At 60.0% G+C, this 22,915-nt stretch carries 14 protein-coding genes; 5 read left to right on the forward strand and 9 right to left on the reverse strand.

Features of this window, described 5'->3' with window-relative positions:
* Positions 1 to 54: 54 nt before the first annotated feature.
* From B1722_RS23405 to B1722_RS23430, 6 genes are all read right to left on the reverse strand, one after another.
* Positions 55 to 4,575 (reverse strand): Ig-like domain-containing protein, encoded by a 4,521-nt coding sequence (locus tag B1722_RS23405; protein ID WP_086794521.1) that lies wholly within the window; start codon positions 4,573 to 4,575, stop codon positions 55 to 57.
* A gap of 170 nt (positions 4,576 to 4,745) precedes the next feature.
* Positions 4,746 to 6,374, reverse strand: coding sequence for a hypothetical protein (locus B1722_RS23410; RefSeq protein ID WP_052510609.1), 1,629 nt, complete (start codon positions 6,372 to 6,374; stop codon positions 4,746 to 4,748).
* A gap of 32 nt (positions 6,375 to 6,406) precedes the next feature.
* On the reverse strand, positions 6,407 to 7,315 hold the full coding sequence (locus B1722_RS23415; RefSeq protein WP_086794523.1) for a hypothetical protein: 909 nt from the start codon (positions 7,313 to 7,315) through the stop codon (positions 6,407 to 6,409).
* A 70-nt stretch (positions 7,316 to 7,385) separates the two neighbouring features.
* Positions 7,386 to 11,393, reverse strand: a complete 4,008-nt coding sequence (locus tag B1722_RS23420) for a hypothetical protein (protein WP_086794525.1) — start codon at positions 11,391 to 11,393, stop codon at positions 7,386 to 7,388.
* Between the two features lie 118 nt (positions 11,394 to 11,511).
* Positions 11,512 to 11,907, reverse strand: coding sequence for a YbaN family protein (locus B1722_RS23425; protein WP_086794527.1), 396 nt, complete (start codon positions 11,905 to 11,907; stop codon positions 11,512 to 11,514).
* A gap of 10 nt (positions 11,908 to 11,917) precedes the next feature.
* Positions 11,918 to 12,505: a YecA family protein gene (locus tag B1722_RS23430; protein ID WP_007962155.1), complete on the reverse strand. Its 588-nt coding sequence runs from the start codon at positions 12,503 to 12,505 to the stop codon at positions 11,918 to 11,920.
* 390 nt (positions 12,506 to 12,895) lie between these two features.
* Between B1722_RS23430 and recQ the strand changes: the two genes are divergently transcribed.
* The 3 genes from recQ to B1722_RS23445 all read left to right on the forward strand — a co-directional run bounded on the left by recQ (position 12,896) and on the right by B1722_RS23445 (position 17,499).
* Positions 12,896 to 15,025 carry a DNA helicase RecQ gene (gene recQ, locus B1722_RS23435; RefSeq protein ID WP_086794529.1) on the forward strand — a complete coding sequence of 710 codons (2,130 nt, stop codon included), beginning with the start codon at positions 12,896 to 12,898 and terminating at the stop codon, positions 15,023 to 15,025.
* A 133-nt stretch (positions 15,026 to 15,158) separates the two neighbouring features.
* Complete coding sequence (locus B1722_RS23440) at positions 15,159 to 15,593, forward strand: MarR family transcriptional regulator (protein WP_027613988.1); 435 nt, start codon at positions 15,159 to 15,161, stop codon at positions 15,591 to 15,593.
* Between the two features lie 127 nt (positions 15,594 to 15,720).
* The gene (locus B1722_RS23445; RefSeq protein ID WP_041073110.1) at positions 15,721 to 17,499 is read left to right on the forward strand and encodes a FimV/HubP family polar landmark protein; all 1,779 of its coding nucleotides are present in this window, start codon (positions 15,721 to 15,723) and stop codon (positions 17,497 to 17,499) included.
* Between the two features lie 142 nt (positions 17,500 to 17,641).
* Here B1722_RS23445 and B1722_RS23450 read toward each other — a convergent pair whose 3' ends face one another.
* Entirely contained in the window at positions 17,642 to 19,831 is a 2,190-nt protein-coding gene (locus B1722_RS23450) for a patatin-like phospholipase family protein (RefSeq protein WP_086794531.1), read from the reverse strand.
* 71 nt (positions 19,832 to 19,902) lie between these two features.
* Here B1722_RS23450 and B1722_RS23455 point away from each other — a divergent pair, with 71 nt between their 5' ends.
* The gene (locus B1722_RS23455) at positions 19,903 to 20,190 is read left to right on the forward strand and encodes a SelT/SelW/SelH family protein (protein WP_041073093.1); all 288 of its coding nucleotides are present in this window, start codon (positions 19,903 to 19,905) and stop codon (positions 20,188 to 20,190) included.
* Here B1722_RS23455 and B1722_RS23460 read toward each other — a convergent pair.
* Together B1722_RS23460 and B1722_RS23465 are read right to left on the reverse strand one after the other, a co-directional pair.
* Complete coding sequence (locus B1722_RS23460) at positions 20,184 to 21,077, reverse strand: DMT family transporter (protein ID WP_086794533.1); 894 nt, start codon at positions 21,075 to 21,077, stop codon at positions 20,184 to 20,186. The two genes, B1722_RS23455 and B1722_RS23460, sit on opposite strands and share 7 nt — an antisense overlap.
* Before the next feature lie 74 nt (positions 21,078 to 21,151).
* Complete coding sequence (locus B1722_RS23465; RefSeq protein WP_041073089.1) at positions 21,152 to 21,916, reverse strand: AraC family transcriptional regulator; 765 nt, start codon at positions 21,914 to 21,916, stop codon at positions 21,152 to 21,154.
* Positions 21,917 to 22,052: 136 nt separating this feature from the next.
* On the opposite strand from B1722_RS23465, the gene B1722_RS23470 reads away from it, so the two are divergent.
* A complete protein-coding gene (locus B1722_RS23470) occupies positions 22,053 to 22,868 on the forward strand; it encodes a UDP-2,3-diacylglucosamine diphosphatase (RefSeq protein WP_041073087.1) in 816 nt (271 codons plus the stop codon).
* Positions 22,869 to 22,915 lie beyond the last annotated feature (47 nt).

A 22,915-nucleotide genomic window follows, 5' to 3' on the forward strand; every position in this document is an offset into this window, starting at 1 on the left:
ATATAGGAAAGCCGCTACTCCTTCAGGGAGTAGCGGCTTTTTTGTGCCTGGCCTTTATGCGCGTCGAATGCCTACGCCACCGGCGGAGCCGCCGGCGCCACCGAAATCGGGTCGGGTCTCAGTCTGGCCTGTGGCCGGGTAGATCACCATCCGTTTGGCGAAGCCGCCCGAGTCAGACGCCCAGCACCAGCCTTCGATCGTGCGTTGGCCGGCGTAGTTATTGATATAGGCTCGCCATTCGGCCAGAGAAGGAATTCTTCCTCCCATACCGGCCGCCGCGTTTGCACATGAGGTGTGGGTACCGAAGATGCCTGTGCCAAACAGATGGTCCACGTTTGAAGTGGTGACGGTGTAACTGGCGGTTTGATTGGCACCGTCCGTAACCGTGATGGTTGCCGAACCGTTGCCCTTGGAAATGACGCGCCCGCTGCTGATGTTGACTTCCGCAACGTTGGGGTTGCTGGAAGCATATCTGTAGGGAGGCACGCCGCCACTTGCCGATCTGTCGCCAAAGGCGCCGGAAGGAGGGTTGGTTGGTGTGTTGCCATCCCTGAAGTGCCAGGCATTCAGACTCATGGGTGCCGGGTTGATGGTCAGTGGCGGAATCGGTGAGATAACCCTGAACGTGCGCGCCCCCGAGAACTGCCCGGTGCTCACGGCCTTCGCCGTGATCGAGTGCGGGCCCAGCCCAACACCCAGTGTTGTGGTCCAGGTACTGCCTATGGCACGCACTGTGTGTTTGGGCGAGTTGTTGTCGTGGATTTGCACCTCGAAATCAGGGGTGACATTACCTCGCAGTGTGACGGAGGTGCTTTTGGTTTCCGCACCGTTCAGCAGCTCGCTGATGCCATCGTGCACAGACGTGATCGTCACTGGGGTGTGGGCGGCCACATTGAAGTTGAACGGCTGACTTTCGACCGGATCAACGGGGTAGAGCGCCTTTGCCGACAGGCTGTGTGACGTCACTCCCAACCCTGTGACAGTCGAGCGCCATTGCCGATCGACACCGACAGTGACGGGCGGGCCGATAGCTGTACCTTTGTTGTAAACCTGAATCTGTTCTTTGGGTGTCGCCTGTCCCAGCAGAGCAACCGTTGAGTCATAGGTGGTTTCGTTCTGCCTTAACGGCCCTCTGCTGTCGGTCACCGAGGTGATGCTCGGGGAAATGAACGCGGCAACGGTGAATACCCTCGGTGGTGCAGAGACAGGTTCGCTGCCGTACTCGGCTTTGGCTGTCAGACTGTAAGTTTTTAACGTCAGATTGCCGTAGGAATATTCCCAGTCGCCGCTGGGTTTGACGTCTACCGTGTCTATCGCAGTGTTTCCATCGCTAAGCGTGATCTTTTCATTGGGACTGGCTTTGCCGTGCAACGTGACACTCTTGTAGTAGGTCGTCCCGCCCGCTTCGACGTCGCCTTTCACATCGACCACACGAGAAATGGTCGGTGTGACGGCTTGCCCGACGCGAAAAGGATAGGGGGGGCTCAGCTCTGGTTGAATGTCATAAAGCGCCTTGGCATTGAGTACGTAACTTTTTACCGTCAATCCGGAAAGTGTACGTCGCCAGACTCCGCTTGGGTCGACAGGGAGGTCGATGATTGGTGTCCCGCTTTGTTGAAGCTGAATCCGCTCGTTGGGTGTAGCGCTGCCTTCGATCGCGACACTGTTGTCGTAGGTGATGGCGTTGGGGGCGACCAGGCCTCTGGAGTCGGTCACTTTGTTGATCTCCGGGGTTTCAGCGAACTTGACCTCGAAGGTTCTGGGATTGCTGGTGACCGGATCGGCGCCGTACAACGCCTTGGCGGTAATGCTGTAGGGTTTCTCGGTCAAACCGCTGATGATGCGGGTCCATTCGCCTTTTTCATCTACGGACGCGGTGCCCAGGGATGTCGAAACTGCATCAAAAAGCTCAACCGTTTCATCGCGAGTTGCAGTGCCTTTGACAGTGACCTGCTTGTAACGGGTTTTCCCCCCTTCGGGTACGTCGCCACGGGCATCTGTCACGCTGGTGATGACAGGCGTCACCCAGTCATATCGGGTTCTGATCGTCAGCGGCAACCTCGGAAACTCAATCGCATCGGCTTCTTGAGCACTGCCATCAAACGAGACTTTGCAAATCACGTTTGCCGGTGAGGAATGCCCCAGTTTCATCAATTCGCTTCTGAGCAGGATTTCATTCAGCCCGCTGCCGACCTGCGCCGGAGTGATCTCGTCGCCATCGAGCATCCGGATGACGTAGTCGCCGCCCGCCGTTGTCTTGCCTTCCACTTTGAGCCAGAGGCGTTGTTTGAGGGCAATGTAATGCCACTTGGCAACGAGCGTTGTGGCGTTCCCGTTGAACGTCATCAGATCCAGGACCCGGTTGCTGTCTGACTCAGATACGTCAGGGCGAGGCAGATCCTTCTCGGGGTCGTCGAATCCCGTGACTCTCAGGCCCAGCGACTCTGATTCAGTCTCGTGGCCATAGCGGCGCACCAAGTACTTCACGTCCACGGTTTTGTTGATGTTGGGGCCAATGAGCGTTGGGGGAAGATGAACGTCCACGCTGCCACTGCTGTGCCCGGGAAACTCAATATCTGTTGATGTACCGGCGCCTGGAGTTCCGATCCAGTGCAGGGGGATGATATCGAGGGCGGGATCCATACTGTCGTAGCTGACGTTGACGTCCACACCGTTCAACCCATCCATTGCTTTGAGTACGGCGTTCGGTGCCTGTTTGACTTGCGGCGGTGGCAATTCACCTACCAGCGACCCGATCAGCAGATTGAGTACGGCGGAGTGACTGTATAAACCTGTGGACGCGTGCTTTAGCGAGTAACGCACCTTGACGTACTGCCCGATGCTGATCGTCACGAAGTTCGCGGGCACTCGAAAACGCAGCGCTTTACCGGCGCTCAGCGAGGTGATGGGCACCCAGTCGCTGGTGCTGCCGAACGGGTGGGTCGCTTGCCAGTACCAGGTCACGATGTCGTCTTTTTGCGTCGGCGGATTTTCGATGAGTATGTGGACGACATCGAAGACTTTGGAAGGGTCGAGCACATCGGGGTTTTTGTCGGCTTCCTCCACCTCGGGCCTGGGCAGTGTCGCGGTGACGGCTTGCACCTTGACCAACAGATGCTCTGAATCACTGACGCCGAAGAGCTCCGACTTGTCATTGGACACGGTGTACCAAAGATCGAGACTGCCGTTGTCGAGCACGCCGATGTGCTCTGCGTCGACGTAAGCAGTGAAAAAGCCTTCCTTCGCCTCGTTGGCACTGACGGTGTGCGTGAATTCATGGACATAGGGCTGATCGTTGGACTTTTTTCCTATCCAGTGAATGGCGACCAGATCGCCATTGGCAATGCTCAGGTACTTGATCAGTACCGTAGCGTAGGGCCTGTCCGACTCGAGTAGGTCACCCAGTAACTCGACAATCGTCGGTGCGTCCGGCATCGAAACGTCACCCACCACGTCGGCGAATTCGCGTTTGGAGGATAACGGCGGACTCCCGTCTGCCTTCGTCAGCACGTAGGAGGCATCAGCCCGGCCCATGGCGATGGCGCGGACTTGCGCGTACGGCACCTTGAATTCCATGACACTCGGAATGTTCACCACCAGTCTGGTTTCGGTGTGAATCAACGGATTTCCGCTGAAGGGGGTGCCGATCCAGGTCATTTTCACAGAGTCGTTCAGCGCGAAATCCGAGCCCTGGATGTGGACCTGGACCGTGACGTCCTCCTTGTTCAAGTTGATGATCGTGATGATCTGATTGACCGACTCCTTGATAATCGGGGCAGCCAGGCGCCAGGCGCCGGCGTCGACGGCGACCCGCGTGCGTTTGGAGTGCCGGGAAGACCAGTTCCATACTTCATCGTGAGGGTCGTACTTGATTTCCAGTGCCGCGCTGTCGCCACCGGCCAGAATGTCTTCCTGCGTGGCGACGATCACGATGGGATCCCTGCCTTCCGCCTGCGTGAGTGTGACGAGGTGCGGCGCCAGGGTATGGCTGCCCCAGCGCATCAGAATCGTGTCTCGCACCCTGATTTCCGGATAAGCAGGAACCGTGAGGGGAACGCCTTTTTTTGCCCACTCCGCGTCGATCAATCCCTGATCGATGATTTCCTGTGGCAATTGCGCGATGTGCAGTTCGGAGTGCCCGTCGGGCAGATGAGGTTCCCTGTCTCGGCCACCGGGGTTGGTGAGCTTGACGAGAAACAGCGACACCACAGAGGGATCGTCCGGGGCGGTTTCGCCGAACCGGGTCAACTCATAAAAACACTCATGCAGACCGGGAGTGAACAGCGCTTTGTCCAGGTAAAAGAACAGGTGCGTGTCTTTTTCCCCCGCTTCAACCTTTCGGGTAAGCACAGGAGCGTCGTCCCAGTAAACGACATTTTCATCACCCTCCAGCATGTCGAGGTACGCCACAATTACGCACAGCACACCGCTGGCGCTTTCCTCGACCACTGCAATATTGATCCCGCCATCGGCCTCCTCGACTGGCGTGACTGCGCCGCTGATCTGCATGGGCCGAAGCGCCAGGGTGACGGGCTGGTCGAGATGGGGAAACAGAAGCGGACTGGGGGTGAGCATGACGAAACTCCTGAACGAGCACGCAATGGGATCGCAGACGGTTTTTTATTGAACCTGAGGGGCGGGGAGAGGGGTACTGTCAGATCTGACAGGTGCGCAGGGTCTTTCGACCAACGGTTCCAGGATCATGGTCTGCGTGCGTAGCCGTTCTGGATCCCGGGGCTATCACCCTAGTCGTCCCGCATCGCCCTTGGCTGGAACGGGATTGCTGTCGACAAAGCCTGCGTGCTCGAATCTCCCAGAGCCTGATCCTCGACGTCATAAGTGAACGTCGAACCAGGTGCTGCCGTTAACAGCACACGCACGACCGGAAGGAAGCGCCCCGTGACCTGGAAATAATCGCGTTGAATGTATCGAGCCCCTACCAGCCCGTCTCCAGCTTGGTGAGAGGGGGTGAAAACGGCGAACGCCTCGAGTGGCAGGTGTTGCGGATCGTCTTCGGTCCACGCCGCCATGATCAATTCGTTCCAGCCCAAAGGATCAGTGGCGTCGGGCCGTACCGTGGTCGCCAGCTGAAAGTTTTGCGCTTGGGTGTTGAACGCGCACGTGCGGGTGGGGCTGGTGGCGTAACGTGCAATCCACAGCTCCCGGGTGGTGATACCCAGCTCCTCGCACTGGCCGCCGTGGGTTCGACAGATATCGGCCGAGCCGGAGGTGCCGGCGTCAAACGGGTACAGACAGCGAACGGTCAATGGTTTGCCGGAGGGGGCAAAGGACTCCCGGACAATGAACCCCTGTGGCTTGTAAGTGCGGGTAATCCGTGTACCGTCCGCGATGTAGGTGAACGAAACCCCATTGCCGTTTATGGAGCTGTCACTGGGATCCCAGGAGTGATAGGCGGTGGAGACATTGGTCGAGCGCACCAGTACACCACTGCAGTGGAATGCAGCGCTATTGCCCAGACAGGTTGTTCGCGTGTCCACTGATCGCGCATTCAAACGCGCAACCACATCGTAGCCGATGTACAACTGGTCCTGAAGGTTGAAACCGAACACCCTGTCCGCAGGTTGGCCGAGATCCATGCGCAGGATCGGCAACCACTCACCGGTAGCCTTGAAATAATCGCGTTGATCTTTCTGTGCTCCGAGCAGTGAGCCGGTCTGCGTCACGTCATAAAACAATGCTTGCAGTGCCAACTTCGCAGGGTCCAGTTCGTCCCAGTTACGCACCTGCACCCGCATCGGCCGTGCAGACCACGTGGTGTCGAGCCCTTGGTGTGCAAGCAGGCTGGCCTTGAACTGTGCGGGGTTCTGGCTGCTGAGTGAGCATTGCGCGACAGCCTCATTGGATTGCTGTGCGAAGTGCACGAGCCAGCCTTGTGCGTCAGTCACGCCCAGCGCCGTGCAGGAACTGATGTCCGGCGCTCGTTGCACTGCGGCGGCGGCCCAGCCGCAGCCCATTTCCGGTCTGGTGGCGGGTATCGGAAATTCGAACGGATAGACGCACAGGACATCCAGCGATTTGCCCAGGCCGATCGCGCTGAACTGATCATTGAATACCGCACCGTATGCTTGCGCCAGCGTGCGGGTGTCGAGGTCGGCGCGCAGATAGTTCATGCCCTCTGCGCCGAGTTGAGTGGTGTCTGCATTGTGCTTCCAGAACTCTTCAGCTCCCTGGCTGCCACGCAGCAATACACCGCTGCAAAAATACGCCGGGTTGTCTCCTGGACACTGGCTGAGGGTACTCTGGTAGCGCTGGTTGAGCAGGTGAGCGGTTTCCGGACCGGTTGCGGCTTGGCTGACACTGCCGAACAGCGCCAATCCGAGCAACAGACATCTGATTTGCGATGTGCTGCGCATGGTGATCTCCACAAGTCTTTGGTCGCAGTCGCTCAAGTCTGGGAGATACCCAAAACCTGCCAGAACGAGGCCATGTCCTGGCTGGTGGCGTTGTCATTGACCGATGAACCGTTGAGGTCGTAAGTCCAGGCGGTATTGGCGCCAAGGATGTCGGCGGTCCATACCGGGTAGTTCAGCCACTCGAGGAAATCCGCGACGGGGCCGCTGTCGGGGAAATAAAGCGTCCATAGGCGTTTCGTCTGGGCGAGGGTGATCGGTTGCAGTTTTGCAGCGGTACAAATTCTGGTCATGCCCTCCCAATCCGCACCGGCACTCAGGAAGTGCACTTCCTGAATACCCTTGACGGTGAGTGGGTACTCGCGGCTCTGGCTCTGGCTGTCGGTCGCGCGAATCGTGCAGGCGCCGTTGCTGAGGGCGGTGATCTCGCCCGATTCTGCATCGGCACTGGCGATCAACGGATCGGTGCTTTCGTAGGTGTAGGGCGCCTGGCCCCACGTGGCTTTACGGGTCATGCGCGCCGCCGGCGGAGGCACAGGCGGGGGCTTGTCGACAGATACGACGTAGTGTTCAGTGCTCAGATCCAGTGTGGCGGCAGCGTCGAAACCCGTCTGCAATTTCAGATTCAGGGTGTCCGAAGGTTCGCGGGTACTCTGATACAGCTGCACTTCGTAGCGAATCGGTACGATGTCATTTTCGTCGGCAACAAATTCCGACGCGTCGACCTTGAACACGACATCCTTGTCGACTGCGCCGGCGCTGATCGGCAGGTCATCGGTGTAGGTATCGCCGACGAACAAGTAAACGTGATCGCGGAACGTCATGGGCGTCCAGGGTTTTATCCTGACGGTCGCTCCCCCGGGAGGAAGCGTTTGCGGATCCAGAATACCGAGGGGCGCTTCGTCTACAGAGGGCGCCCGCAGGTTGTTCTTGGTCTGGCTCATATCTCCCTCTCCTCAGAACAGATAGGCGGCGCTCGGGTGAGCGCCGCACAGCAAGGCATCGTTGAGAATGTCAGGGGGTGTTGAGCCTGGCCAAACGACTGGCCTTGAGGGCCAGGCCGCGGGTGGCCGCATTGGCGTAGTACGACACCTGGCCTTTGAGCCGGTCTTGAGCGGCGCTGCTGTCGCCGCCGGCGAGAGCATTGCCCCAGGTCACTACTTCGCCGTCGGAAGTGAGCGCCGTAAAAGCATGACGGTTGGCGTAGATGGCGGTGACGTTGAGCAGTTTGTCGGCTACGGGCGTGGTATCTCCGCCGAGCAACGGGTCTCCCCAGGCCACGACGGTCCCATCTTTGCACACAGCGGCGCACGCTCCAGCGGTAGCGGCCAATTGAACAAGATCGTCCCTGCCGGCGATCGTGTCAGGTATCAGGCCACCCGAATTGGCCGCGGGCCATCCAACGACGTGACCGCTGTGTCGAAGCGCTGCAAAGGCATTCGAACTGGAGACGACTGAGATGATATCCGTCAGGGAACGGATTTCAGCAGGAAGTTCGCCGCCATACGTTGAGGGCCCCCAGCCTGCGATTTGTCCGCTCATGAGCATGACGATAAAGGCTTGAGCATTTGCACAGGCAAGCGCCTTGATGTTGGTCAGGCCGGCGACATCGTCGGATACGGCGCCGCCTTTCACGGGATCACCCCAGGCGACCACACTGCCGTTGTTCCGAAGTGCAGCGAACGCGAAGCCATTGCCGATCACGTGTTTAATATCGGTCAGGCTGGCGATCTCTGGAGGAACAACACCGCCGAACTCCGTTCCACCTCCCCAGGCCATCACCTGGCCGGTCGTTCTGAGGACGGCGAGAGCATTTCCGGCGGGCGTCAGTTCGACTGCATCTCTCAAGGCCAGGATTTCGGCGGACGGGGTTCCGCCTTTGTCAGCGGTGCCCCAGGCATGGACTGTTCCATCGGTTTTGATGCCCGCAATTGCAACGCTGTTGCCCGCAAGCAGTTTGAAGTTCGTAGGGTCCACCGTGCCCATTTCTCCACCCTGACCTGCAGTCCCGGGCCATGCCACGGTGAAGTTGTTGGTGCGAATCACCGCGTAAGAACTGCCTGAACAAGCCGCCCTGGCAATGTCGGTGAACGTCTGAAAGGTTGGCGGGATTTTCTGGCCATTCAATGGGTTACCCCAGGCTGCCAGATTGTTCCTGTCCCGCAGCGCCACGAATGCCCCGTCATTGGCGGGAGTGCCAGGGCCGCCGGTGCCAAATATATTGACTCTGTTCAGGGTGACCTGGTCGTCGCTGGTGCGAACTTGCAAGGGGGCATACGGGTCGGTATCAGCCCAGATCTGCGCTTTCGTCCAGGTGCTGTCGTCAGCATATTTCCACTCTGCCTCTACGCGTTGCAAGGTGTCTGCGTTGAAGGCGGATATGAGCCAGCTGGAACTGCTCTCCCGATAAATCCCCTTGTTGTAACGCGCCCCGATGACCCGCAACTTGCCGCTGCCGATCACCTTGCGCACATCGTAGACCGTCGGGTTGGAAGGACCATCGGTTCCGCCAGCCTTGCGTTTGATTTCGTAGCTCAAGGCGATGCTTCGCCCGTCGTTGGCGTTGATCACGCTATGCGGGACCTTGATCACGGCCAGCTCTTTGTCGGCTTGCGCGGACGTCACGGTATGCGGATACGTGGTAGTGGTTTGACCCTCGACCGTTACCCTGATTTCGTCGTCTGTCTTCAGAAGGGCGGTTGCCGGTATCACCACCGTTGCGCCGTCTGGATAAACATCGTCGGGGTTCAACTGGTCTTTTTGAAGACCGGTTGCCTCCCTGAACGTGGCGTCTGGCAGCTTGAACTCCGTTGCCTCGACTCTCAGCGGATAATCCGCACCGGGGGCCTGGCCACCCTCCAACAATGCTACGTAATAACTGATCACCACATCTTTGTTCAGGCAGGCGAGCAGGATGGATTGCTCTACCGTGAACTCGACGGGTTTGCCCTGGTTGTTTGAGCTGACGGATCTGTCAGCCGTGTGCACGGTCACTCCGTCCGTTGTGGCCCACGTCATGTAAAAATGATCGCCGGCGTTTTCTGGCCGGTTGGCGGGAATTTTGACGGTTGCACCGTCCGGGGCATCGGCGGGGTCGAGGATTCCACCGGGGGCTTGCACCACTTCCGCTGGATCCAGCAGTGGTTGCTCTGCCTTGCCGACGACAAAGGTCAACGGATTGGAGTAGCTGGTGGTATCGGTTTCCTTGCGCCAGATCCGGTAAGTGACAGTTATCTTCTTTCCGCGATTGGGTTCAATGTGTGCCGCTACGAAGGCGGCATTCAGCGTGAAGGGCACATCCTTGTTGGCCGAGAGGGCGTTGAGAGAGATGGAGTCTTCCTTCTTGCCTGTGACCTCGCCATCCCACGTATAGGTGACTATGTCGCCAGACTTGCTTGGCGTACCGGTGGGTCTTGGCGCAGTGAGTTTACTGGCGCCTGCGGGAAGGTCGCCGGGTTCCAGTCCACCATTCTGCTCTCCCAGAACGATGGGCTGCACCAGCTCGAACTGCGGTTCGCCGATGTTGACGGGGGCCGCGGTTCGAGAGCGGCGCCTGATGATTTCGCCGTCTTCGTCCGCCAGCAGTGTATAGGACCCGTCGACAGTTCCGCCGTTGAGGGTGGAAATGTGCATGCCGTCGATAGGAATGACAAAACCATTTTCGTTGCTTACTTCGTCCTTGTCCGGAAAATACCAGTCGAAGCTTGGGTTATAGATGGTGCCATTTGGGCGCTTGCCGAACCATTCAACTTCGATTGCCATGCCTACTTCAATAATCGGATCGTGTGGAATCCGAAAAGCGGTTTGAGTGAGTTCGGGGTCAATAGCGCCATTTTCCTCATCATCGAAAGTTGGTGCGGCCAGTTGATCCGGTTCGCCCACAATCTGCACGAATTGGCCTTTGGATCGAAGCGGGTCTGCGCTTCCATCGCGTATCAGGCGGTAAGAGAAAGTGGCTTGGGTTTTTGCCAGCTTTCGCGCATCCGAGTTCTGGATTACCAACTCGTAGGTGTGTGGCAAGTTGTCAATGGTCACCAAGGGAGCAACGGCCTCGATCGGATCGCCCTCTACCGTGGTGCCGCGCATCTTCAGTTCGATTTTGTCGCCAAGCTTGAAGTCCGGGGCTCTGGCTACCACTTGAACGACGACGTTGTCGTCACCTAATTTCTCAAGATCAAGCACGTTGTTGATGGCCGGCGCGACAATAGGGGCGAGCAGAAGATTTGTGCCCACCGAGACTACGATCCGGGTTTCCGTGCACCAGTCTTCTGCGAAGTTTCCCGTGATGTCGAAAGCAATGAAGCTCACAGCAAGGCCTGAATCATCGGTATCGCCGGCCTTCTCGATCATGGCTTTGTCGACCACGATTTCGATCGGATTGTTGACGGGATCACTGATTTGCTCGGCGGTGACCGGATCGGATTCTTTGAACACTCCACCCCACGTCACCTTCATCCTGTCACCGACCGCCACATCAGGATAAGGCACACCGGAACCGGATTGAGCGCGGACGATAATCGGCACACCTTCTTCAGCGATGTCCTTATCCACGCCGCCATTGACAATTTCCGGATCGATATACATATACAGCCCGGAGTGGCCGGGGCCTGGCAACGTATCTTGCCCGCCCGGAATCTCGAGTTTTTCGTATATTGCGGTCGGGGGATTCTGGGGTTCCCACGCTTGATTGATTCGTTTAACTCGGTAATTCAGGGTATGTGAGCCGGTCCGGGCGTGCCGGGGGGCGACGAATAGTGTCACGCGCTGATTCACCTCGGCAGCTTCCCTGATGGTGGTCTGAGCAACGACGTTACCATCCTTCAACAGTTCGACGTCGTCACCGATGCCCATCTCGCCCCATGGCAGAATGTAAGTCAGCAGTCCTTTTTCGGGGTGTACCCCCATCGCCGCGGCCCAATTGATCCCCCACTCACCGGAAGGCAGTTTTTCGGGCTGCTTGTCGGGGATTTCCAGCTCGGCGAGTGCCAACGCGGGATTTCTTTTCGCAGGTTTTTTCAACATGGCAGACACTCCTGTCGAGGGATGGGCGACGGAGTGATTTAAGGATTGAAGCCGATCGCCTGGCTACTGTCAGATCTGACAGGTGAGCAGGGTTTTTCGACGAACGGTTGCTGAGCGCTCATCGTTTGTGCAGGGTTTTCTGTCGCAGAAGGTACACCGTCACCAACACCGCGCTGGTCAACATGAACCCCCGTGCCCAAGGCAGCGGCACCAGGTAGCACGAGAACAGAATGCTCGCCCACATCAGCCCGATCGCGTAGACCTTGCCCTTGAGCGGAATGCCGTTGCCGTCGAGGTAGTCGCGGATCCATGGCCCGAGCTTCGGGTGCTCGACCAGCCATTGATAGAAACGCGGAGAGCTGCGCGCGAAACAGGCGGCCGCCAGCAAAAGGAAAGGGGTGGTGGGCAGAACCGGCAGGAAAATCCCGATCACCCCCAATGCCACGCTGAGCCAGCCGACGGCCAGCAGGAAGTAGCGCAACATCAGGGGGCGGTTGCCTATGGGGTTGTCCATAGGCCGGATCTTAGTGGTGACGTGGCTTGAGGATCGCCGGTTTTTCGTCGGGCGCCTGACACAGCAGGTACAGCGCGGTCAGGGCCTCGGGGATCTGCACGATCATGTCGTCCATCAGGTTGGCGTCCTTGGCGATGTCTTCGAACTCTGGCTGCTCGTCGAACAGGCCGGAACCGACCATGATCGGCAGGAGCATTTCGCTGACTTCTTCTTCAGCGGTTTCGAACCAGGCCGCTTCACGCAGGAATACGCCTTCCATGAAACCGATGCACCAGCCGCGCAGTTCAGAGTCGTCCGGCTCATCACCGAGGTCCAGATCGCACGGCAGTTCGAATTCTTCGTCGGACGCCAGCTGACGGGCGATGTGTGCCTTGAGACCGATCAGCGTGGCTTCGATTTCTTCGCGCTGGGCCTCGCTGCTGTAATGCGGCTCTTCGGCGAACAGGGCGTCGATCCACTCACGCTCCGGTACGTCTTCTGCGCAGATCGACAGGGCGGTCAGGTAACCGTGGGCGGCCACGTAATCCAGCGCCTCTTCGTGCAGCTCGTCGGCGTCGAGAAAGACTTGCAGGCGGGTTAGTTGCTCAGCGAAGGACATTACGGGGCTACCTTGGGGGAATAAACAATGCGGGAATTCTAGGCCTTCTTGAGCGCTCAAGCCAGCCGCACGGCAGATTTGCCCCGCCACGGCCCGCAGATGCACCGCCCATCCCTGTAGTAGCTGCCGAAGGCTGCGATCTTTTGATTTTGTTTTTCAAGATCAAGATCAAAAGATCGCAGCCTTCGGCAGCTCCTACAGCAGAGGTGCAGGAATGAGTCTTCTCAGCGGCACCCCCTGCCGGGAAGGGCTCGGGTATACTGCCGCGTTTTGCGCTCCCTGCTCGTATTGCGGCTGTCATTGCAATGCGTTCTTACGTTTTGTTTAAGCAGCCCTGGCTGTTCTGAACCAGCCTGTGCAGGGATGTTTCGGTAGATTTTTGGAGTTTTTATGCTCGAACAGGCTCAACGCGTCCTCAAGGACATCTTCGGCTACGACAGTTTCCGTGGCCGTCAGGGTGCAATCATTGAGCGCGTAGCCAGCGGCGGTGATGCGCTGGTGCTGATGCCTACCGGTGGCGGCAAGTCCCTGTGCTTTCAGGTGCCGGCGCTGCTGCGCGAAGGCCTGGCAGTGGTGGTGTCGCCGTTGATCGCCTTGATGGACGATCAGGTCGCTACCCTCGAAGAGCTGGGTGTGGCGGCCGCCGCACTGAACTCCACCTTGAGCGCTGAACAGCAGCGTGATCTGGCGGCACGGATCAAGCGTGGTGAAGTGAAAATGCTCTATCTGGCGCCCGAGCGTCTGGTGCAGCCGCGCATGCTGTCGTTCCTGCAAGGCTTGAACATCGCCCTGTTCGCCATCGACGAAGCGCACTGCGTGTCGCAATGGGGCCACGACTTCCGCCCGGAATACCTGCAACTGGGCCAGTTGGCGGAAATGTTCCCCGACGTGCCGCGCATCGCCCTGACCGCCACCGCCGACAAGCGTACCCGCGAAGAAATCGTCACCCGCCTGCACTTGCAGAACGCCGAGCGCTTCCTGTCGAGCTTCGACCGGCCGAACATCTTCTACCGCATCGTGCCCAAGGAGCAGCCGCGCAAGCAGTTGCTCGCATTCCTTGCCGAACGGCGCAGCGATGCCGGCATCGTCTATTGCCTGTCGCGCAAGAAGGTTGAAGAAGTTGCCGCGTTCCTCAGCGAGCAGGGCTTCCCGGCGCTGCCGTATCACGCCGGTCTGCCCAATGATTTGCGCGCCTATCACCAGAAGCGCTTCCTCAACGAGGAAGGCCTGATCATGGTCGCCACCGTGGCGTTCGGCATGGGCATCGACAAGCCCAACGTGCGTTTCGTCGCGCACCTCGATCTGCCCAAATCCCTTGAAGCCTACTATCAGGAAACCGGGCGCGGCGGCCGTGATGGCCTGCCGGCGGATGCGTGGATGGCCTACGGTCTGCAAGACGTGGTGATGCTCAAGCAGATGCTGCAGAACTCCGAAGGCGACGAGCGCCACAAACGCCTGGAGCAGCACAAGCTCGACGCCATGCTCTCGCTCTGCGAAGAAACCCGCTGCCGCCGGCAGACTTTGCTGGCGTATTTCGATGAAGACATGCCCGAGCCGTGCGGCCACTGCGACAACTGCGTCGACGGCGTGCAGACCTGGGACGCCACCGATCCGGCGCGCCAGGCGCTGTCGGCGATCTATCGCACCGGCCAGCGCTATGGCGTCGGTCATCTGGTGGATGTGTTGCTGGGCAAGGACAACGAAAAGGTTCGCAGTTTCGGTCATCAGCATCTGTCGGTGTATGGCGTCGGCAAGGCGCTGAGCGAAAGCGAATGGCGCTCGCTGTTTCGTCAGTTGGTGGCGCGTGGTCTGGCCGACGTCGATCACGAGGGCTATGGCGGCCTGCGCCTCAGCGACACCTGCCGGCCGTTGCTCAAGGGCGAGGTGACGCTGGAACTGCGCCGCGACCTCAAGCCGCAGGTCACCGCCAAGACCGCCAGCAAGAGCCCGGCCAGTCAACTGGTGCGTGGCGAAGAGCGCGAGCAGTGGGAAGCCTTGCGCGCCCTGCGACGCAAACTCGCCGAAGAGCATGGCGTGCCGCCGTACGTCATCTTCCCCGACTCGACGCTGCTGGAAATGCTCCGCAGCCAGCCAACCTCGCTGGCCGACATGGCGCGTGTCAGCGGTGTCGGTGCGCGCAAGCTGGAACGTTACGGCGAAGCCTTCCTCGAAGTGCTCGGCGGCGAGGCCGAGGCGCCGAAAGTGGTGGCCGACGTGCGTCACGAACTGATCACTCTGGCTCGCGCCGGCATGACCCCGATGCAGATCGCCGGGCAGTTGCAGTGCTCGGAAAAGAACGTCTACACCATGCTCGCCGAGGCCATTGGCAAGCAGCAATTGTCGCTGGAGCAGGCGCTCGACCTGCCTGAAGAACTGATGGGCGAAGTGCAGGATGCGTTCCTCGACGGCGAAGGCGAGTTGCCGTCGGTCGCCGAAGTCGCCGAGCTGTTCGCCGGTCGGGTTCCGGAAGGCGTTCTTTATTGCGTCAGAGCCGCGTTGCAATCTGAGTTTGAAATGTAAGAGGGCGTTTGCGCCAACCGTCAGGCAGTTGTAACGATTCAGTACAGGTCGGCTCTTGCCTATAGCCAAATGTCATGCTTAGCTGACTAATAATTAGTTTTTCTCTATTTGTCAGTCTACTCATGAGTGTTTTATGCCGTTAACCGATCAACACCGCTTTGGCATGCAACTGGCCCAGATGTCCCGTGGCTGGCGCGCCGAACTGGATCGCCGACTGGCGGGTCTGGGATTGTCCCAGGCGCGCTGGCTGGTGCTGCTGCATCTGGCGCGATTTGAAGATGCGCCGACCCAACGCGAGCTGGCGCAAAGCGTCGGCGTCGAGGGGCCGACCCTCGCGCGTTTGCTCGACAGTCTGGAAAGCCAGGGCCTGGTGCAACGCCAGTCGGTGATGGAAGACCGCCGGGCGAAAAAAATCGTGCTCTGCGCGCCGGCGCTGCCGCTGATCGAACAAATCGAAACCATTGCCACGCAACTGCGCCACGAATTGTTCGAAGGCGTCGACGAGGCGGATTTGAAGGTGTGCATGCGGGTTCACGGGCACATTCTGGGCAACCTGGAAAAATCTTGAGGCATAACCGCGTGCCGGTTTTTTGAGAGATCGCGCTGAGCAGACTATAAGAACTACTGGGCAATATCGTGTTCGTACCGGATGTGCGAACGCATAGAAACCGGTTTTGCTTATCTAAGGGATGCTCATGCACGCAAGTCGGCACGTGGTACTGCGCAGTGGCGCCAAATGGCTGCTGGTCGCTGGCGTATTCAGCTATTCGACCTGGTCGATGGCACTGGGCCTGGGAGACATCACGGTTCACTCGGGTCTCAATCAGCCATTCAAGGCCGACATTGCGCTGGTGGATGCCGCTGGCCTGAGTGCCAGCGATCTCTCGGCCAGCCTGGCCACGGCAGATGAATTCGGCCGGGCCGGGGTGGAACGGGTGTTCTTCCTCAATGACCTCAAGTTCACCCCGATCCTGCATGGCAATCGGCAGATGATCCGGGTGACCTCGCGCAAGCCGGTCAAGGAACCCTTTCTGAATTTTCTGCTGCAGCTTGATCAGCCCAATGGCCGCCTGCTGCGCGAGTACACGGTGCTGATCGATCCGCCTGGATCGCCCAGTATCGTACCGGCCACGGATGAACCCGATCCCCATCCGCAATCCTCTGAATTTCCCGCCGTCGAGCCTGCCACCGCGGCGCCTCAGGCAGCCCAGGGCAAACGCGAGGCGCCGTCCTCAGCGCCGGCATCTCCAGCGGCGGCTTCACCCGCCAGCGATGCCCTCGCGGAGCAATTGGCGGCCAGCGTACTGCTCAATCAGCAACTGCAAAAGACGGTGGACGAACTCAACGTCAAACTGCAGGCGCAGGATGTGCAGATTGCCGACGGTAAAAAACAGGTCAGTGATCTGCAAACGCGGTTGACCGAAGTGCAAAAGCCTCCGGCACCGGTGGTTACGCCGCCAACCCCAGCGCCAGCACCCGCCGCGCCGCCAGTCGAGGACAATGATCTCAACTGGCCGCTGTTCGGCGGCTTGCTGCTGTTGTTGGGCTTGCTGGTGGGTGGGCTATTCGTGCGCCGTCGCCGTCAACTGGCCGAAAATGCAGCGCCGCTGGCGCTTGCCCCGACCGGTCACGAGCCGGATCTGGACGACAGACCCGCTGCGCCCTCGATCAGCCTCAGTGCAACACCCGAGCATCGTGAAGAGCCGGCGGCGGGGGATGTGCTGGAGGCGGTGGGGATTTATCTGGCCTATGGACGCCTGAACGAGGCCGTCGGACTGTTGCGCGATGCCTTGGACAAAGAGCCGGAGCGAACCGATCTGGGCGTGCAATTGCTTGAAGTGTTGGGGCGCCAGGGCGACAGTGCCGCTTATGAGCAGCAGGAAAGCCAATTGCGCGGGGCAGGAGTCGATCCTCTGCAACTGGAGGCGATCCGGGCGCGTCATCCAAAGCTCACCCGTGTTGCCGCGATCACACCGGTGTTGCCTGTCATCGCTGCAGCACCGATTGCGCCAGCAGTACCACCAGCGCCTGAGGATGACTTCGAATTGAACCTGGGCGAGCTGTCGATGGCTTCAAGTTGGGATCTTGAGGACAGTCGTAAGGCCGCAGATCAGCCATCCGCGGGCGCCCCCGCGTCGGACTCAAGCCTTGAAGTGCTGCCGGTGGACTTTGAGTTGCCCGAAGCCACCGTGAATGACGAGGCGGAGCTGGAGTGGATTCCCGAACCCGACGCGCAGCCGCTGGATGATGACTTTCTCAATGAATTTGGTGACCCGCCGCCATCACTGGCGCTGGAGCCACTGACGCTGCAGGAACCGGAACCTGCTGTCGGTTCGGTGAAGCTTGAACAGGCGCAAACCTGTATTGATGACGGGGATATCGACAGCGCCATTGCCTTGCTCAATGAGTTGCTCAAGGAAGGAGACGAGCCCCTCAAGCAAACGGCGCGGACGTTACTCGCGGGTATTCGCTGATGGTTGAGTCACCGCAATTGCGCGGTGACTGGGCTATCGCCTTCGCGAGCAAGCTCGCTCCCACAGTTGGAATGCGTTCTATTGTGGGAGCGAGCTTGCTCGCGAAGGCGTCAGGGCCGACAACATCAATCCACCTGAATGATCAGAACGTCTGCCCCAGATTCAGATAAACCGCCTGCTCATTCGCATCATTCAAGCCATAGGTGAAATTCAACGGTCCCAACGGCGTATCGAAACCGATGAACACACTGGCGGCATTGATGTAGCCGCTGTCGAATTCGTTGTCGTTGTTCCACGCCCGGCCGCGTTCCAGCGAGGCGCCGGCATACAACGGGAAGTCCAGTGGCAGATACGAACGCGGGGTCAACCGGCGGTAATACACCGCGCGCATCAGGCTGACGTTTTGCCCGGAGATCGAATCCTCGCGAAAGCCCGACAATTGCCGTGCGCCGCCGAGCAGGAAGCTTGAGGTCACCACGTTGGTGTCATCCAGCGTACGTCCATAGCGGCCACCGAGAATCAGCGTATCCGGACCGCGACTCATGGCTTTGTCCAGCTTGAACTCCCACTGGCGGTAACGCGTGTCCGAACCCAGGCTTGGTTCGAATTGCAGCAAGGTCAGGCTGATGTCTTTGCCGTCGTGGGGGTAGTAAACGTTGTCCAGCGAGTCGAACGAATATTTCAGCGAATAGAAGCCCTCGTTGAAGTGTTCGCTCGGCAGGTCTTGATCTCCAATGCGCACGTCGGCCTTCCCCCAGGCTTCGCCGACGCCGAAACGCACTTCGCCGTTGTTGCCGATCTGCCGTCCGACATTCAGGGCCATACCGTAGCGTTCGACCCGGTATTGGGCGATCGGATCGTTGTCGAGCACCGCGTCGACGTTCTGCGCCTGGAACACCAGAGAGGGCGCGATGAAGTAGCGCGAGCCGACATCCAGCGGTTGATAGAACTCGGTGTACAGCTCCTGTTTGTCGCCGATCTGCGCCCGGGTCAGCCATTCCGCGCCGAGACGGTTGATGCCGTTGATGCGATAGCTGGCGCCGAGGTTGAAAGCGCTGTCGCCGCGCATGTCGTCCGACAGGTTCAGGCCGACCCGCAGGTAATCGGTACCGCTGCGTTTGCCTCGGGCGCTGATCACCAGCGTGTGATCCTGGCCTTTGTGCACCACGCGGTACTGCACCTGTTCAAAGTAATCGAGGCCGTACAGCGTGCCCATGTCCGAATGCAGTCGACCGAGATCCAATGGCTCACCGATGGGCTGGCGGATGTAGTAGCGGATCACGTCGTCACCGACTTTCGAATTGTTCTCGACCTTGATCGCGGTAATGATCGGCGTGCGCTGGCCCGGGGCGCGGGCCGCATTGAGTTCGGCGTCTTGAGATTCGTGAGGTTTGAGCTGAGCGAGGCGGGTGTCGAGAATCCGCGTGGCGCGGTAACCGGCGTCGATCATTTCCTGGGCTTTGCCGAAATCAGTGACCCCGAATGCCGCCAGCGCCGGCTGGATCAGCACGTCGCCGGGTTTGAGGGCGGCCAGTTGCTCTTCGGAGTTGCGCCGGGTCATCAGGGTGATCGACTGGTTCAGCACATCGACCACGGTGGTCAGTTGCTTGCGGTTGCGCAGCGGGGTGCCGATGTCGACCACGATCGCCACATCGACCCCCATTTCCCGCGCGACGTCGAGCGGGATGTTATCGGTCATGCCGCCGTCCACCAGCAGCCGGCCGTCCAGTTCGACCGGGGCGAACACCGCCGGGATCGACATGCTGGCGCGGATCACCTGCGGCAAGTGACCTTTGCGGAACACCACTTTTTCGCCGTTGGCGATGTCGGTGGCGACCGCGCGGAACGGGATTGGCAGCTTGTCGAAGTCGCGGGTGTCGCTGGTATGCGCCAGCAGGCTTTCCAGCATCAGCGCCAGGTTCTGGCCCTGAATCACCCCCAGCGGCAGGCCGAGGCTGCCGTCATCGCGGAAACTCAGTTGCTGTTTCACCAGAAAGTCGCGGTCGTCCTGTTTGCGGCGAAACGGCACGTCTTCCCGGGGCGGGGCGTCGGACAGTGCCTGTTGCCAGTCGATGTTCAACGCGAGTTTTTCCAGCTCATCGATCTTGTAGCCCGAGGCATACAGGCCACCGACCACTGCACCCATGCTGGTGCCGGCAATCGCATCGATCTTGATGCCTTGCTCCTCAAGGGCCTTGAGCACGCCAATGTGCGCCAGACCACGGGCAGCACCGCCGGACAGCACCAAGCCGACTTTCGGGCGGGTGGCTTCGGTGGCATTCACAAATAACGGCAGCAAGCCAAGCAGCAGGCAGAACAGCAAACGGCGCATGGTGAGTCTCGGGGCAAGCGATAAAGCCGGCTATTATAGCGGCGCCCTCTGTCTCAGGAGTTTCAGCGAACATGTCTGTTGCAAAACCGGAAATCGTCATCACGTATTGCACCCAATGCCAGTGGCTGCTGCGCGCCGCGTGGCTGGCGCAGGAACTGCTCAGCACTTTCGGCGACGACCTCGGCAAGGTCTCGCTGGTGCCCGGCACCGGCGGGGTATTTCACATCAGCTGCGACGATGTGCAGATCTGGGAGCGCAAGGCCGACGGCGGCTTTCCCGAGGCCAAGGTGCTCAAGCAGCGAGTCCGCGATCAGATCGACCCTGAGCGCGACCTCGGCCACAACGATCGCACTCAGTGAGACGCCGCTTCGGCCGCGACGGTTTTCTTGTCGGCGCTGCCTGACATCCGCGCGGAGACCACGATGGCGACGATGATCAGCGCGCCGCCGACCAGCATGCGCACAGTCGGGTTTTCATCGAACAGCAACCAGGCGACGGTGATGCCGTAGACCGGCTCCATGGCGAACACCACGGCGGCGGTGCGCGCCTTGATCACCGCGAGGCTGGCGACAAACAGGCTGTGCGCAACGCCGGTGCAGAACACCCCGAGCAGGCTGATCCACAGCCAGTCCATGGCGCGTACTTCGCTCAATTGCGGGGCCGCGATCGGCAGCAGACACAGCGCCACCACCACGTTTTGACACAGCGCCGCCTGCACCGCCGGGATACGTCCGGAGCTGGCACGGTTGGTCAGCGACAGCAAGGCGAACAACAGGCCTGAGAGTACCGCCCAGAGCAGGCCGGTGGTGGCGCCGCTGGCCAGATCGAACGCCGGGGTGACCAACACCAGACCGACGCTGACCAGCACCACCAGCACGACTTCATTGGCGCGGATGCGTTCGCGGAAAATCAGCCCTTCAAGAATCACCGTGAACGCCGGGAAACTCGCGAAGCCCAAGGTCGCAATCGCCACCCCGGCGACTTTCACCGCGATGAAAAAACTCACCCAGTGCCCGGCCAGCAACACGCCGCTGAGTGCCAGACGGCGCCAGTCGACCGCCTGCAGTTTCTGCCAGCCGTGCTGGCTGGCGAAGCGGGCGAAAAAGGCCAGGGCGAGCACGGCAAACGCCGCACGTCCGAAGACGATCACCGCCGGTGAGGCGGCCGCGAGTTTGCCGAACACACCGGTCAGGCCGAACATCAGAGCGCCGATATGCAGGGCGCCGAGGGCAGTACGCGGAGTCATTGCAATCCTTAATCCGAACACGGTTTCAATGTTGCCCATTGAAACGTGTTGCGGCGCAGAAGTCTGTCGGCGAACTAGCGTTTTTTGTCGCAGGAATCGCGGCGTAACTGGCCCGGTGATGCGCCAAACTCCCGCAATACCGCCGCCGCGAACGCACTTTGCGAACTGTAGCCGACCCGGCAGGCGATTTCGCCGATGGGCAGCGCCGTGTCACGCAGCAGGCAAACCGCCTTGTGCAGCCGCCGGCTGCGAATGTAGTCCATCGGCGTCTGCCCGCATTCCGCCATGAACCGTGCGTGCAGGCGGGCGCTGGACAATCCGGCGATCTGCGCCAGATCGGCCACTTGCAGCGGGTAGGCGGCGTATTGTTCGATGTGCGCATCCAGCGCCGCGTAGGGCAGACGCCGCGCCGAGTGTTCGGCAGGTCTGGCGTGATTCAGGCTGGCGAGCAGCAACACCGCGCCTTGCTGGGCGATCAGCGGATCCGTGACCGGGCTGTGCGCCAGCCAGTTGACCAACTGGCTTTGCCCGGCATCAAGGGACAACCGCGCAGGCTGGTCGAGCAAGCGCTGACTGGCGTCGGCGTGCTCGCCCAGCGAGTCGTTCAGCCATGGCCCGTCGGGTACGTCCAGCACCAGACAACGGCTGCCATCGGGGCTGCCGCAGGCGTGATGCGCGCCGCCGGGGACGACCACGAAACTCTGCTGGCGCACCTGGCTGCCCTGACCCTCGACTTCGAAATCCAGCGCACCGGACAGACCGAACACCAGTTGCGCGTGGTCGTGGCTGTGGACGATCAGGTCGTGGGTGTATTGGCGCAGAGTCAGGATCGGGCGCATGGCAGAGGTCTCCGAAGTGAGCGCCAGTCTACACCGGGGCAACGGGCTTGCGCGCTGTCACACGACTGACGCCTGCCTGTCATGGTCGATTCACCCGGCGCGTGCACAGTGGCGAAAACATCGCAGAGGGTTGCCCATGACCAGCGCCGAGCTCGCCAGACCCAGCCGTAAACAACGGGTGCGCACCTTGTGGATTTCCGATGTGCATCTGGGCACACGGGACTGCCAGGCCGAGCACTTGTCGCAGTTTCTCAAGGGCTACCATGCCGACAAGATCTACCTGGTCGGTGACATCATCGACGGCTGGAAGCTGCGCGGCGGCATGTACTGGCCACAGGCGCACACCAACGTGATCCGTCGCCTGCTGACCATGAGCAAGCGCGGCACCGAGGTGATCTACGTCACCGGCAACCACGACGAATTCCTGCGCCGTTATTCGAAGCTGATCCTCGGCAACATCCAGTTGGTCGATGAGGCCGTGCATGTCACGGCGGATGGCCGGCACCTGCTGGTGATTCACGGCGATCAGTTTGACGTGATCACCCGCTATCACCGCTGGCTGGCCTTTCTCGGCGACTCGGCCTACGAGTTCACCTTGACCCTCAACCGCTGGCTCAATCACTGGCGTGCCCGTTATGGCTACGGCTACTGGTCGTTGTCGGCGTACCTGAAACACAAGGTGAAGACGGCGGTGAGCTTCATCAGCGACTTCGAAGAAGCCATCGCCCACGAATGTGTGAAACGCGAATTGCACGGCGTGGTCTGCGGGCATATTCACCATGCCGAGATCCGCAAGGTCGGGGAGGTGGACTACCTCAACTGCGGCGATTGGGTGGAGTCGTGCACGGCGTTGATCGAGCACTGGGATGGCACGATCGAGCTGTATCGCCTGGCGGATGCGCAGGCGCGGGAGGCGCAGCTCAAGGCGGCCAAGGTCGCCGAGATCGCCTGATTTCTCGGCTATACAAAAGGGCCTCATCGCTGGCAAGCCAGCTCCCA

Origin of the sequence: Pseudomonas sp. SCPG-7 (assembly GCF_002156405.1) — a bacterium.
Taxonomy (GTDB): Bacteria; Pseudomonadota; Gammaproteobacteria; order Pseudomonadales; family Pseudomonadaceae; genus Aquipseudomonas; species Aquipseudomonas parakoreensis.